The sequence below is a fragment of the Nocardioides scoriae genome, assembly GCF_900104965.1.
In the GTDB taxonomy this organism is placed as follows: domain Bacteria; phylum Actinomycetota; class Actinomycetes; order Propionibacteriales; family Nocardioidaceae; genus Marmoricola; species Marmoricola scoriae.
Genome location: NZ_LT629757.1, coordinates 3985748 through 3998355, shown reverse-complemented (window position 1 = coordinate 3998355; position 12608 = coordinate 3985748). Strand labels below are relative to the sequence as shown.

At 74.9% G+C, this 12608-nt stretch carries 14 protein-coding genes; 4 read left to right on the top strand and 10 right to left on the bottom strand.

Annotated elements, in window-relative coordinates:
- Positions 1–5: 5 nt before the first annotated feature.
- The 6 genes from rpmF to BLU55_RS18920 all read right to left on the bottom strand — a co-directional run bounded on the left by rpmF (position 6) and on the right by BLU55_RS18920 (position 6066).
- On the bottom strand, positions 6–191 hold the full coding sequence (gene rpmF / locus BLU55_RS18945; RefSeq protein ID WP_091733034.1) for a 50S ribosomal protein L32: 186 nt from the start codon (positions 189–191) through the stop codon (positions 6–8).
- A gap of 97 nt (positions 192–288) precedes the next feature.
- On the bottom strand, positions 289–867 hold the full coding sequence (locus tag BLU55_RS18940) for a YceD family protein (protein ID WP_091733031.1): 579 nt from the start codon (positions 865–867) through the stop codon (positions 289–291).
- Between the two features lie 109 nt (positions 868–976).
- Positions 977–1477: a pantetheine-phosphate adenylyltransferase gene (coaD, locus tag BLU55_RS18935; protein WP_091733028.1), complete on the bottom strand. Its 501-nt coding sequence runs from the start codon at positions 1475–1477 to the stop codon at positions 977–979.
- Between the two features lie 25 nt (positions 1478–1502).
- Entirely contained in the window at positions 1503–2171 is a 669-nt protein-coding gene (rsmD, locus tag BLU55_RS18930) for a 16S rRNA (guanine(966)-N(2))-methyltransferase RsmD (RefSeq protein ID WP_091733026.1), read from the bottom strand.
- Positions 2168–4429 (bottom strand): ATP-dependent DNA helicase RecG, encoded by a 2262-nt coding sequence (locus tag BLU55_RS18925; RefSeq protein WP_091733023.1) that lies wholly within the window; start codon positions 4427–4429, stop codon positions 2168–2170. The genes rsmD and BLU55_RS18925 overlap by 4 nt, the downstream gene beginning before the upstream one ends.
- Positions 4429–6066, bottom strand: coding sequence for a DAK2 domain-containing protein (locus BLU55_RS18920; RefSeq protein WP_091733020.1), 1638 nt, complete (start codon positions 6064–6066; stop codon positions 4429–4431). Before BLU55_RS18920 ends, BLU55_RS18925 begins: the two co-directional genes overlap by 1 nt.
- Before the next feature lie 194 nt (positions 6067–6260).
- Between BLU55_RS18920 and rpmB the strand changes: the two genes are divergently transcribed.
- Positions 6261–6446 carry a 50S ribosomal protein L28 gene (gene rpmB / locus BLU55_RS18915; protein WP_091733018.1) on the top strand — a complete coding sequence of 62 codons (186 nt, stop codon included), beginning with the start codon at positions 6261–6263 and terminating at the stop codon, positions 6444–6446.
- An 80-nt stretch (positions 6447–6526) separates the two neighbouring features.
- Here rpmB and BLU55_RS18910 read toward each other — a convergent pair whose 3' ends face one another.
- The gene (locus tag BLU55_RS18910) at positions 6527–7504 is read right to left on the bottom strand and encodes a thiamine-phosphate kinase (RefSeq protein ID WP_091733015.1); all 978 of its coding nucleotides are present in this window, start codon (positions 7502–7504) and stop codon (positions 6527–6529) included.
- Positions 7505–7656: 152 nt separating this feature from the next.
- Between BLU55_RS18910 and BLU55_RS18905 the strand changes: the two genes are divergently transcribed.
- On the top strand, positions 7657–7893 hold the full coding sequence (locus tag BLU55_RS18905) for an Lrp/AsnC family transcriptional regulator (protein ID WP_091733013.1): 237 nt from the start codon (positions 7657–7659) through the stop codon (positions 7891–7893).
- A 50-nt stretch (positions 7894–7943) separates the two neighbouring features.
- A complete protein-coding gene (locus tag BLU55_RS18900; RefSeq protein ID WP_157682947.1) occupies positions 7944–8423 on the top strand; it encodes a DUF3515 domain-containing protein in 480 nt (159 codons plus the stop codon).
- A 15-nt stretch (positions 8424–8438) separates the two neighbouring features.
- On the opposite strand, the gene BLU55_RS18895 is transcribed toward BLU55_RS18900, so the two are convergent.
- Positions 8439–9554, bottom strand: coding sequence for a D-alanine--D-alanine ligase family protein (locus BLU55_RS18895; protein ID WP_091733007.1), 1116 nt, complete (start codon positions 9552–9554; stop codon positions 8439–8441).
- Between the two features lie 79 nt (positions 9555–9633).
- Here BLU55_RS18895 and BLU55_RS18890 point away from each other — a divergent pair, with 79 nt between their 5' ends.
- Positions 9634–10686 carry a trans-sulfuration enzyme family protein gene (locus tag BLU55_RS18890; protein ID WP_091733003.1) on the top strand — a complete coding sequence of 351 codons (1053 nt, stop codon included), beginning with the start codon at positions 9634–9636 and terminating at the stop codon, positions 10684–10686.
- 18 nt (positions 10687–10704) lie between these two features.
- Here BLU55_RS18890 and BLU55_RS18885 read toward each other — a convergent pair whose 3' ends face one another.
- Positions 10705–11706, bottom strand: coding sequence for an NAD(P)H-dependent glycerol-3-phosphate dehydrogenase (locus BLU55_RS18885; protein WP_091733000.1), 1002 nt, complete (start codon positions 11704–11706; stop codon positions 10705–10707).
- Positions 11703–12470 carry a lysophospholipid acyltransferase family protein gene (locus BLU55_RS18880; protein ID WP_091732998.1) on the bottom strand — a complete coding sequence of 256 codons (768 nt, stop codon included), beginning with the start codon at positions 12468–12470 and terminating at the stop codon, positions 11703–11705. The genes BLU55_RS18885 and BLU55_RS18880 overlap by 4 nt, the downstream gene beginning before the upstream one ends.
- Positions 12471–12608 lie beyond the last annotated feature (138 nt).

Here is a 12608-nt window from a genome sequence, read left to right as displayed (position 1 = left end):
CGTGGTCAGAGGACCTGACGACGGTCGGCGCGGGCGCCGTACTGGCCGCACTCGGGGCACGCGCGGTGCGGGAGGTGCTTGGCGCCGCAGGCCGGGTTCGAGCAGTTCACCAGGGACGGCGCGACGGCCTTCCACGCCGAACGGCGGTGACGGGTGTTGCTGCGCGACATCTTCCGCTTCGGGACAGCCACGGTTGCTCCTAGGGGTCTGGTGGTGCTGGTGGTCGAGCTGGTCTGGTGGTGCTCGCTCGGATCGAGCGGTGGTGCGGGGGGTGCGGGGCGGTGCGGGTCAGTCGTCGGTCGGCTCGGTCGCCACGGCCACCTGGCCCAGGGCGGCCCAGCGCGGGTCGATCGGGTCGTCGTGCCGGTGGTCCGGGTCGTCCGCGAGCCGCGCGCCACACTCGACGCACAGGCCCGGGCAGTCGTCCCGGCACAGCGGCTGGAACGGCAGTGCGAGCACCACCGCGTCCCGCAGCAGTGGCTCCAGGTCGACCAGGTCGCCCTCGAGCCGGCTGACACCGTCGTCCTCGTCGTCCCCACCGGGACGGCCGTGGTGGTCGTCGTCGTAGACGAACAGCTCCTGCAGGTCGACCGTGATGCTGTCCTCGATCGGCTCCAGGCACCGCGAGCACTGACCCACCAGGCCGGCCGAGGCCGTCCCGCTGACCAGCACCCCCTCCATGACCGCCTCGAGGCGCAGGTCGAAGTCGACCGTGCTGCCCTCGGGGACGCCCAGGACGTCGATACCGAGCTCTGCCGGCGCCGCGACGGACAGGACCTTCGTGCGCTGCGACCCCGGGCGGCGGCCGAGCTCGCGGGTGTCGAGCACGAGCGGCGCTCTCGGGTCGAGGGTGCGCAAGGGTGTCATCTCCAACGTGGTGCAGGCAGAACCTGCAGGACTCTACCGGCGGATGCCACCCGCGGCCAAAACGGGCCGGAGGGGACGGGCTCGGCCCGGTCGCGGCCGGGCCCGCTGCTCACGCGTCGTCCCGCGCCCGCTCGGCCAGCCGGGCGGTCAGCCGCTCGAGCACGCGCGGGGGCACCAGCCCGGAGACGTCGCCCCCGAAGGTCGCGACCTCCTTGACCAGGGAGGAGGCGAGGAAGGAGTACTCCGGGCTGCACGGCACGAAGACGGTCTCGACGTCGGTGAGCGAGGAGTTCATCTGCGCCATCTGCAGCTCGTAGTCGAAGTCGGTGACCGCGCGCAGGCCCTTGACGATGGCGTCGACGTCGTGCTGCTGGCAGAAGGTCGTCAGCAGGCCCTCGAAGCCCGCGACCCGGACGTTGGGGAACTCCGCGCACACCTCCTCGAGCATCTCCATGCGCTCGTCGGCGGTGAACAGCCGCGCCCGCGACTTGGACTTGTTGACGCCCACGGCCACGATCACCTCGTCGAACAGGTGCGCGGCGCGCGAGACGATGTCGACGTGACCGTTGGTCACCGGGTCGAAGGATCCGGGGCACACGGCTCGGCGCACGGCGGGGCTCCTGGGTCGGCAGGGGTCAGGCGAGGGGCGGGTCGGTCGCGGGACCGGCGTCCGAGCCCGGGTCCGGCCCCTGGCCGCACACCTGCGCCGAGGACGACCCGGAGCTGCTGGCGACCGCCTCCTCGGGGTCGGCGCGAACGTACCAGAGCGCCGTCTCGCCGTACGCCTTGTGACGGACCCGTTCCCACCCCGCCGGCCAGTCCGGCTCGGGGCTGCGCGCGGAGCGCTCCACGACCAGCACGGCGGTCGTGGCCAGCCACCCGTGGGCGACCAGCAGGTGCAGCACCTGGCCGAGCTCGACCTCCCCCACGGCGTACGGCGGGTCGGCGAAGACGAGGTCGTACGGCGCCCGCGGGTGCTGCGACAGGGCCCGGGCGACCGGCAGGGCGACCACCTCGACGCGGCGGAACCCCAGCGTGCCGGCGTTGTCCCGGACCAGCCGCGCGGTGCGGCGGTCGGACTCGACCGAGGTGAGCACGCCGGCGCCGCGCGAGACCGCCTCGAGCCCGACGGCGCCGGAGCCGGCGTACAGGTCGAGGACGCGCAGCCCGGTCAGCGGACCGAGCTCGGACTCCAGCGAGGAGAACAGCGCCTCGCGGACGCGGTCGCTGGTGGGCCGGGTGCCGGAGCCGGGAGGCGTCCGCAGGCGCCGGCCACCGGCCGAGCCGCCGACGATGCGGGTCATGTCTTCTCCAGGAAGTCGGCCTGGGCGGAGTCCTCCAGGCGTCGCACGGCGTCCGCGAGGTCGGCGTTGCCCGCCTCGGACAGGGAGGGGTCGCGCCGCAGGTGCACGAACGCCGCGGTGCGGGCCCGTGCGATCACCTGCTCGTCGCGCAGCACCGAGAGCAGCCGGAACCCCCCGGCCCGACCGCCGCTCTGCTGGGTGCCGAGCACGTTGCCCTCGCGTCGCTGCTCCATGTCGATGCGGGAGAGCTCGAAGCCGTCGCGGGTGCCGGCCACGGCCAGCAGCCGCTCCATCGAGGGGCCCACGGGGTCGGCGCCGGTGACGAGCAGGCACAGCCCGGCGTGGCCGCCGCGCCCGATCCGGCCGCGCAGCTGGTGGAGCTGGGAGACCCCGAAGCGGTCGGCGTCGAGGATCACCATGACGGTCGAGTTGGGCACGTCGACACCCACCTCGATGACCGTCGTGGACACCAGCACGTCGACCTCGCCCCGGGAGAAGGCCTGCATCACGCGGTCCTTCTCCTCCGGGAGCATCCGGCCGTGGAGCACCTCGAGCCGCAGCCCCGCCAGCGCCCCCGCGGCGAGCTCGGGCGCGAGCTCCTCCACCGCGAACAGCACCCGCGGCGCCTCGCCCTCGCCCGCGGCGGGCTCGTCGCCGGTGGCCGCCTCCTCGCCGCCGCCGGGGTCGATCCGGGACGCCACGACGTAGGCCTGGTGGCCGGCGGCCACCTCCTCGCGGACCCGCTCCCAGGCCCGGTCGAGCCAGGACGCGCGCGCCTTGACCGGCACCACGGTCGTCTGGACCTCGCCGCGGCCCGCCGGCAGCTCGGCGAGCACGGACGTGTCGAGGTCGCCGAAGACCGTCATCGCGACGGTGCGCGGGATCGGCGTCGCCGTCATCACCAGGACGTGGGGCGGCACCCCGGCCTTGGCGCCCAGCGCCGCCCGCTGCTCGACCCCGAAGCGGTGCTGCTCGTCGACGACCACGAGCCCGAGGTCCGCGAACTGCACCCTGTCCTCGAGCAGGGCGTGGGTGCCGATGACGATGCCGGCCTCGCCGCCCGCCGCGTCGGCCAGCGCCGAGCGCCGCGCCGCCGCGCTGCTCGACCCGGTCAGCAGGGCCACCCGCGTCGCCTGGTCGGCCCCGCCCAGCAGACCGCCCTGGGCGAGGTCGCCGAGCATGGCCGTGACGGAGCGGTGGTGCTGCTGCGCCAGCACCTCGGTCGGCGCGAGCAGCGCCGCCTGTCCCTCGGAGTCGACGACCTGGAGCATCGCGCGCAGGGCGACCACGGTCTTGCCGGAGCCGACCTCGCCCTGGAGCAGGCGCTGCATCGGGTGGCCCCGCCCGAGCTCGTCGGCGATCTCCTCCCCCACCCGCTGCTGGCCGGCGGTGAGCGCGAAGGGCAACCGGTCGTCGAAGGCGTCGAGCAGGCCGCCCGGCCGCCCCGGACGGGGGTTGGCGACCGTGCGCTCCACGGCGAGGCGCCGCCGCGCCAGCACCGCCTGGGCCACGAAGGCCTCGTCGTGCTTGAGGCGCTTCTCCGCCGCGGTCTTCTGCGCCCAGGTGTCGGGCCGGTGCACCCAGCGCACGGCCTGCGCGGCCCCGACCAGGTCCTCGGCCTCGCGGACCTCGGCCGGCAGCACCTCCGGCACCCGGTCGACCAGCGTCAGCGCCAGCTCGACCGCCTCCTCGAGCTGCCAGGTGGTGATGCCGCCGATCGAGGAGTAGATCGGGATCAGGTCCGGCATGGTGTCGACCGCGTCGTCGCCGTCGGCGTACAGGCGCGACGCGGGGTTGGTCAGCTGCCACTCGTCGCGGAACCAGCGCAGCCGGCCGCTGAAGACCCCGACCCGCCCGACCGGCAGCTCGGTGTGCAGCCGCCAGCTCGCGGTGCCCTCGTGCTTGTCGAAGTAGGTGAGCAGCAGCGAGCCCTCCTCGGCCCGCACCCGCACCTCGAGGCGGTACGCCGTGCGGCGCGTCCGCTTGTCCTGGTAGGTGAACTGCCGGCTCGAGACCACCTGGCCGACCAGCGACAGCACGTCGCCCTCCACCAGCTGGTCGAGCTCGCTCAGCGACCCCTTCGCGACGTGGTTGCGGGGGTAGGTGCCGATGAGGTCGCCGACGGTCTCGATGCCGGCCTTGACCAGCTTGGGCGCGTCCTTGCCCGCCACCGTGCCGACCGGCGAGTCCCACCGGATCACCACGCCGTCGCCCGACCCGCCCGTGCGGGCCGCCGGCCGCTCCCCCTGGCCCGCCATCACTCCACCGACACCAGCAGCGGGTAGCGCTCCTGCCCGCCGTCGTGGACCGACACGTCGACCCCCGGGTGGGTGCGGGTCACCCAGTGCTCGCACGCCTGGGCGAGGTCGCCCGCCTCGGCCCCCGCGACCAGCGTCACCAGCTCGCCGCCCGCGCCGAGCAGCCGCTCCAGGACGCCGGTCGCCACCTCGAAGAGGTCCTCGGCCACGATCACGAAGTCGCCCTGGACCACCCCGAGCACGTCGCCGGGGGCGCAGGGGCCGGCGCTGGTCATGGCCTGCCGGGCCGCGATCGTCACGGCGCCGTGGCGCGAGCTCCGGGCGGCGTCGGTCATGTGCACGACGTCGCTGTCGAGCGGACGGCCGGGCTCGTGGACCGCCAGCGCCGCGATGCCCTGCACCTGCGCGCGGGTGGGCACCACGACCACGTGCACGCCGCGCTGGGCCGCCTCGTGGGCAGCGGCCTCGGCCACGCCCACCGTGTCGTGGTCGTTGGGCAGCACCACGACCTCGCCGGCCCCGGTGGCCAGCACGGCGGCGAGCACCTCGCCGGTGCTCGGGCGACGGCCCGGCCCCCCGTCGATCACCCGCGCCCCGGCCTCCTCGAACAGCGCGTGCAGGCCCGGTCCCGCGGCCACCGCCACCAGGGCCCGGCCGCGACGGCGGGCGCGGCTGCGCCGGGAGGCGGCCACCTGCTCGGCGAAGTGGGTGACCTCGATGCGCCGCGGCGTGCCCGCGCGGATGCCGGCCTCGACCGCCGCCCCGACGTCGTCGACGTGGACGTGGACGTTCCACAGGCCGTCGCCGCCGACCACCACCAGCGAGTCGCCCAGGGGTGCCAGCTCGGCGCGCAGCGCGGGCACCGCGCCGTCGTCGGCGGCCAGCAGGTACATCACCTCGTACGCCGGCCCGCCCTCGGTCAGGTCGCCGGTCGGGAGCTGCGGGGCGGGCAGCACCGGGGTGCCGATCACGTGGGCGACCGAGCGCGGGTGCTCGCCGGTGACGGCCGACTCGACGGCGGCGAGCACGACGCACAGCCCGCGTCCGCCGGCGTCGACGACCCCGGCGCGGGCCAGCATCGGGAGCTGGTCGGGCGTGCGGGCCAGCGCCTCCCGGGCGGCGCCGACGGCGGCGTGCACCACGGGCCCCAGCCGGGCGCCGGGGTCGGCCGCGACCTGCGCCGCCGCCTCCGCGGCCGCCCGGGCCACGGTGAGGATGGTGCCCTCCACCGGCGTCCCGACGGCGGCGTACGCCGCGTCGGCGGCCAGCGCCATGCCCTCGGCGAAGACCGCCGCGGAGCGGTCCTCGGGGCCGGCGTGGCGGATCCGTCGCAGCAGCGCCCCCACCAGCTGGCTGAGGATCACCCCCGAGTTGCCGCGCGCCCCCAGCAGCGCCCCGTGGGCGTAGCCCTGGAGGGCGTGGCGCAGGTCGTCGGGCCGCTCGGCCAGGGCCGCCACGAGCGCGTCGCGGGCCGACTCGACCGTGAGGAACATGTTGGTGCCGGTGTCGCCGTCGGGCACGGGGTAGACGTTGAGCGCGTCGATCTCCTCGCGCGCCTCCGAGAGCCCGGTGACGGCCAGGTCGGCGAAGCGGCGCACGACGCCGAGGTCGAACGTGGCGACCCCGTCGACGTGCATCGTGCTCCCCGTGGTGTGCTGCTGCGGCTGGGACCACCCGGCGACGCGGCGGCCACGTCGGGGTGCGGGGCGTCACGCTAGTCGGTCCGCGCTCGATTTCCGTCCGGGGCAGCCCCTGAGTTATTCTCGTGCGGTTGTCCGGGCTCCGACCGGACCCCCCATTTTCGTTTCCCGTCCTACCCGAGGAGTGCACGGTGGCTGCCGTCTGCGACATCTGCGCCAAGAAGCCCGGCTTCGGCAACAACCGACCCTGGTCCCGCAAGATCACGAAGCGTCGCTTCGACCCCAACATCCAGCGGGTGCGGGCGACCGTCAACGGTGCGCCCAAGCGCCTCAACGTCTGCACCGGCTGCCTCAAGGCCGGCAAGGTCTCCCGCTGACCTGCTGACACCCGCTCCTCGCACCGCCTCCGTCCCCCGGGACGGGGGCGGTGCTGCTTTCCCGCCCGGGCCCCCGGGCGCTACTGGAAGTGGGCCCACCCGGTCGGACCGTCGTACGCCGCCCCGTCGACCGTGACGACCGGGCCCCCGGGGCCGGGCTCGGTGACCTGGCCGACGGCCGTGAAGCCGGCGGGCAGCGGCGTGCCGGACGGGAAGGTCGCGGCGATGGCGTGGTCGTCGCCGCCGCCGAGGACGAACTGCATCGGGTCGACGCCGAGCGCGGCGCCGACGGCGCGCATCGGCTCGGCCAGCTCGAAGGCGTCGCGGCGCACGTCGATGCCCACGCCCGAGGCCGAGGCGACGTGGGCCAGGTCGGCGAGCAGCCCGTCGGAGACGTCGATCATGGCGGTGGCGCCGCCGACCGCGCCGGCGGGCCCGGCGTCGTACGGCGGCTGCGGGCGCTGGTAGGCCTCGACGAGCGCGCGCGGGGACCGGAAGCCCCGGGTCAGGACGGCGAGCCCGGCGGCCGCCCACCCCTGGCGGCCGGCCAGCGCGACCACGTCGCCGGGCCGGGCGCCGCTGCGCAGCACCGGCGCCTGGTCGCAGGTGCCGAGGACCGTGATGGCGATGACGACCTCGCTCGCGGTGGTGAGGTCTCCCCCGACGACGCTCGCCCCCACCAGGCCCGCCTCCTCGGCGATGCCGTCGGCGAGGTCGGTGGCCCAGCGGGCGGGCAGGTCGGCCGGCGCCGCGAGCCCGACGGTCAGCGAGTGGGCGCGACCGCCCATGGCGTTGACGTCGGAGAGGTTGGAGGCGGCGGCCTTGCGGCCGATCTCGACCGCGCCGGCCCACTCCCGGCGGAAGTGGCGACCCTCGACCAGCACGTCGGTCGAGACCACGACGTGGCCCCGCGGGGTCCGCAGCACGGCAGCGTCGTCACCGGGTCCGACGTACACGTGGGGGCCCTGGGGGAAGCGGCCCGTGAGGTCGGCGATCAGCGCGAACTCCCCGGTGTCGGCGAGGGTCGACGGGGACGAGGCGGTCGGCTCCGGGCTCATGGCCCCATCCCACCAGACCCGGGGCCGCCGGGCGCCGGGGCGGCCTGCGTTCCCCCGGGGGCCCACGTCGGGTAGGTTGCCCGTGGCGCGACGGGGCCGGCCCGCAGGGCTGCTCGTGGCGCCTCACCGACACCTGACACGAGGGAGTGCACATGGTCGTCCAGGCCTACATCCTGATCCAGACCGATGTCGGCAAGGCCGCCGAGGTCGCGCAGCAGATCAGCGACATCAAGGGCGTCATCCTCGCCGAGGACGTCACCGGTCCGTACGACGTGATCGTGCGCGCCGAGGCCCGCAACGTCGACGAGCTCGGCAAGCTGGTCGTGGCCAAGGTGCAGACCCTCGACGGCATCACCCGCACGCTCACGTGCCCCGTCGTCCACATCTGACCCCGGCCGGGAGGTCCCTCCCGACCACGAGACGCCCGTCATCCTCCGTGGTGGCGGGCGTCGTCGCGCTGGTGGGCACCGTCCTGCTCGCCGGCTGCTCCAGCGACGTCGCCATCGAGCCCAGCCGCGGCGCCGACGCCCTCCCCGACGCCCAGGTGACGGCCTGCGAGCGGCTGGTCGACGCGCTGCCCGACCGGGTGGGTGACCTGCCACGGCGCCAGACGACCGGCAACCCGCTCGGGGCGGCGTGGGGCGACCCGGCGGTGGTGCTGCGCTGCGGCGTCGAGACCCCCGACGACTTCACGAAGACCTCGGTCTGCCAGGACATCAACGGCGTGCTGTGGTTCGTCCCCGACGACCAGATCACCGACCAGGGCGCCGACGTGGTGGCCACCACCATGGCGACGCTGCCGCGGGTCGAGGTCGCCGTCCCGGCGCAGCTGCGGCCCCCGCAGGGCATCCTGACCGACCTGTCCGACGCCCTGGGCCGCGAGGCCGGCACCCCGGGCCCCGACACGTCCTGCTCCTGACGGGAGCCCCGCCGCTCAGCGCAGGTCGGTCGAGCGCTCGGTCGCGAGCCGGACCAGCCGCTCGACCAGCTCGGGGTAGCTGAGCCCCGACTCCCGCCACATCAGCGGGAACATCGACGTGGCGGTGAACCCCGGCATGGTCTCCACCTCGTTGACGACCACGCGGCCGTCGGCGAGGACGAAGAAGTCGACCCGCGCCAGGCCCTCGACGTCGAGGGCCTCGAAGGCACGCACCGCCAGGTCGAGCACCTGGGCGCGCACCTCGGGCGGCACCGAGGCCGGCAGCGTGAACGACTGCTCGAGGTACTTCGCCTCGAAGTCGTAGAAGGCGTGCTCGGCGCTGACCGTGATCTCGGCGAGCTCGCTGGTCTCCGGGTCGCCCCCGTCGAGGCCCTGGAGCACCCCGACCTCGATCTCGCGGGCGCCCGTCGCCGCGGCCTCGACCAGCACCTTGGGGTCGAAGCGGCGGGCCTCCTCCACCGCGGCGTCGAGGTCGGCGAGGTCGTCGACCCGGCTGATGCCGAAGCTCGACCCGGCCCGCGCGGGCTTGACGAAGACGGGCAGGCCCAGGGCGTGGACGGCCTCGCGCACCGCGGCGGGGTCACGCTCCCACTGCCGCGGCCGCACCAGCACGTAGGGCAGCACCGGCAGCCCGGCGGCGGTGAAGACCTGCTTCATGAAGTGCTTGTCGGTGCCGACGGCGCTGGCGAGGACGCCGGCGCCGACGTAGCGCACGCCCGTCATCTCCAGCAGGCCCTGCAGGGTGCCGTCCTGGCCCCAGGGCCCGTGCATGACCGGGAAGACCACGTCGACCTGGCCCAGCACCTGCGGCACGTCGCCGGGCTCGGTGACGACCAGGCCCTGGCCCGCGGTCAGGGTGACCTCGCGGTCGCCGGTCACCGTCGGCAGCTCGCCGCCGGGCCCCAGGGCGAGGCGCTCGGGCTCGGCCGACTCGAGCACCCAGCGGCCGTCGGTGGCGATGCCGACCGGGACGACGTCCCAGCGCTCGGGGTCGAGGGCCGCGATCACGCTGCCGGCCGAGATGCAGGAGATGGAGTGCTCGCTGGAGCGGCCGCCGAAGACGACGGCCACGCGAGGACGACGGGCGGGCTGACCCTGGACGCTGCTCACCCGCCGACCCTACGGCGTGCGACGGGCGCCGCAGCGGACCCGCACCGCGAGCCCCCGCGGGGCCACCTACGCTGGGGCGATGCGCCCCGCCACGCAGGCCGTGCACGCCGGCCGCCCTCCCCACGAGCCCGACCAGCCCTTCAACACCCCGATCACGATGGCCTCGACGTACGTCGCGGGCGGCGAGCTGGAGTACGGCCGCTACACCAACCCGACCTGGACCGCCTTCGAGACAGCGCTCGGCGCGCTGGAGGGCGGCCGCTGCCTGGCCTTCTCGAGCGGCCTGGCCGCGGTCGCCACCATCCTCGACCTGGTCGGCAACGGCGAGAAGGTCGTGGCCCCGCGCCACTCCTACACCGGCACGGTGATGCAGCTGGGTGACCTCGAGCTGCGCGAGCGGGTGACGCCCGTCCTGGTCGACATCACCGACCTCGACGCGGTGGTGGCCGCCTGCGCCGACGCCTCGCTGGTGTGGCTGGAGTCGCCCACCAACCCCGCGATGGAGGTCGCCGACATCCCCGCGATCACCCGCGCGGCCCACGAGGCCGGTGCCTACGTCGTGGTCGACAACACCTTCGCGACGCCGGTGCTCCAGCGCCCGCTCGAGCACGGCGTCGACCTGGTGCTGCACTCGGCGACGAAGTACATCTCCGGGCACTCCGACGTCCTCATGGGCGCGATCGTGACCGGCAGCGACGAGCTGCACGCCGTGCTCAAGGGCCGCCGCGACCTCGTCGGCGCCATCCCCGGCACCTTCGAGGCCTGGCTGGCGCTGCGCGGCCTGCGCACGCTGCCGCTGCGGGTGGAGAAGGCGCAGGCCAACGCGCAGGAGCTGGTGCGCCGCCTCGGCGAGCGCGCCGACGTGCTCGAGGTCCGCTACCCCGGGCTCGGCGGCATGATCAGCATCGTGCTCGAGTCCGGCGACCGGGCCGACGTGGTCCAGCACGCCACCCACCTGTGGGTCTACGCCACCTCGCTCGGCGGCGTGGAGTCGACCCTGGAGCGCCGTCGCCGCTGGAAGGCGGAGGCGGCCACCATCCCCGACGGCCTGCTGCGGCTCTCGGTCGGCATCGAGGACGTCGAGGACCTCTGGGAGGACCTGGCCCAGGCGCTGGACGCCCCGGGCTCCTGACGACCGCGCCTGGCCGGCTCAGTCCTTCTCGTGCTTGGTGTCGCGCGCGATGAAGGCGTACATCATCTCGCGCGCGCTGATCTCGCCCCGCACGACGGCGTCGACGTGCTCCGCGACCGGGGCGTCGACCCCGTGGGCGGCGGCGAGGTCGTAGATCGAGGCGCACGACTTGGCGCCCTCGGCGACCTGCCGCGTGGAGGCCACGATCTCCTCGGTCGTCATCCCCTGCCCGAGCTTCTCGCCGAACGTGCGGTTGCGCGAGAGCGGCGAGGAGCAGGTCGCGACCAGGTCGCCGAGCCCGGCCAGGCCCATGAGGGTGAGCGGGTCGGCGCCGAGCCGCTGGGCCAGCCGGGCGGTCTCGGCCAGGCCGCGGGTGATGAGCGAGGCCGTGGTGTTGTCGCCGAAGCCGAGCCCGACCGCCATCCCCACGCACACCGCGATCACGTTCTTGTAGGCCCCGCCGAGCTCGCAGCCCAACACGTCGGTGCTGCGGTAGGGCCGGAAGGACGGCGTGTGGCACAGCTCCTGGACGCGGTGGGCGACCTTCTCCTCGGTGCAGGCCACGACGCTGGCCGCGGGCTCGCGCAGCGCGATCTCGCGGGCCAGGTTGGGGCCGCTGACCACCGCGATCCGGTCGGGACCGATGCCGGTGACCTCGGCGATCACCTCGCTCATCCGCTTGGTGGTGCCGAGCTCGACGCCCTTCATCAAGGAGATCAGCACGACGTCGTCGGGCAGCACGTCGACCCAGTGGGTGAGGTTCTCCCGCAGCGTCTGGGAGGGCACCGACAGCACCGCGAACTCCGCCCCGCGCGCGGCCTCGGCCGGGTCGGTGGTGGCCCGGACGCCCGCCGGCAGCTCGATGCCGGGGAAGTACTCGGTGTTCTCGTGGCGTTCGTTGATCGCCGCCGCGACCTCGGGCCGGCGCCCCCAGATGGTGACCTCGTTGCCGGCGTCGGCCAGGACCAGGCTGAACGCCGTGCCCCAGGATCCGGCGCCGAAGACTGCCACCTTGGTCATCCGTGCTCCCGCTTCTGCTGGTGGGGGTTGCCGATCTCGTTGATCCCCGACGATCTGGGGTCGAAGCGTACGGCGGGGGCCCGCTCGCCCCGCAGCTCCTCCACCAGTGCCGTGATGGCGGCCATGATCCGGTCGGTGCCCTCGCGCAGCAGCTCGGGCGTGAGCGGCTGGTCGGCGAGGTCGGACAGGTCGACCGGGTCGCCCACCAGGTAGTGGGTGGTGCGGCGCGGGAACAGGTGCGGGCGCGCGGAGTACGCCGGCAGCACCTCCTGGGCGCCCCACTGGCCGATGGGGACCACGGGGGCACCGGTGGCCAGGGCGATCCGGGCCGACCCGGTCTTGCCCCGCATCGGCCAGCCCTCGGGGTCCTTGGTGATGCTGCCCTCGGGGTAGACGCCCACGCACTCCCCCGCCCGGACCGCGTCGACGGCGGCCGCGAACGCGGTGGCCGCGCCCTCGGTCTGGCGGCGCACGGGGATCTGGCCCGCGTCGCGCACGACGTGCCTGACCACGGGCGTGCGGAACAGCGCGTCCTTGGTCAGGTAGCGCACCAGCCGGCCGTGGTCGTAGAGGAAGTGGCCCAGCGTCATCGGGTCGAGGTGGGAGATGTGGTTCACCACCACGACGCAGCCACCGGTCGCCGGCACCTTCTCGCCGTGGCGCCAGTCGCGCTTGGTGAGGGCCAGCAGCGTGGGCTTGACGATGCCCACGACCACGGTCCACGCCCAGCCCCGCCGCTGCTGCAGCTCGCGCACCTTGGACACCGGACCGCCTCCCTCCTCGGCACTGCCGCCTCGTGGCCGCGCCCGCCGTGGCCGGTCGCGAGCCTACTGTGACGGCGCTCTCCCGGCGGGTGCGGACGCGGCGGTCGGGCCGGACGGGCCGGACGGGCCGCGGCTCGG

What these genes read in the sequence shown, in the direction of transcription:
- rsmD (WP_091733026.1), bottom strand. Translation starts at nt 2,171, where the DNA reads ATGACCCGCATCGTCGGCGGCTCGGCCGGTGGCCGGCGCCTGCGGACG.
- BLU55_RS18925 (WP_091733023.1), bottom strand. Translation starts at nt 4,429, where the DNA reads ATGGCGGGCCAGGGGGAGCGGCCGGCGGCCCGCACGGGCGGGTCGGGC.
- BLU55_RS18905 (WP_091733013.1), top strand. Translation starts at nt 7,657, where the DNA reads ATGGTCGTCCAGGCCTACATCCTGATCCAGACCGATGTCGGCAAGGCC.
- BLU55_RS18920 (WP_091733020.1), bottom strand. Translation starts at nt 6,066, where the DNA reads ATGCACGTCGACGGGGTCGCCACGTTCGACCTCGGCGTCGTGCGCCGC.
- BLU55_RS18885 (WP_091733000.1), bottom strand. Translation starts at nt 11,706, where the DNA reads ATGACCAAGGTGGCAGTCTTCGGCGCCGGATCCTGGGGCACGGCGTTC.
- BLU55_RS18940 (WP_091733031.1), bottom strand. Translation starts at nt 867, where the DNA reads ATGACACCCTTGCGCACCCTCGACCCGAGAGCGCCGCTCGTGCTCGAC.
- BLU55_RS18910 (WP_091733015.1), bottom strand. Translation starts at nt 7,504, where the DNA reads ATGAGCCCGGAGCCGACCGCCTCGTCCCCGTCGACCCTCGCCGACACC.
- BLU55_RS18890 (WP_091733003.1), top strand. Translation starts at nt 9,634, where the DNA reads ATGCGCCCCGCCACGCAGGCCGTGCACGCCGGCCGCCCTCCCCACGAG.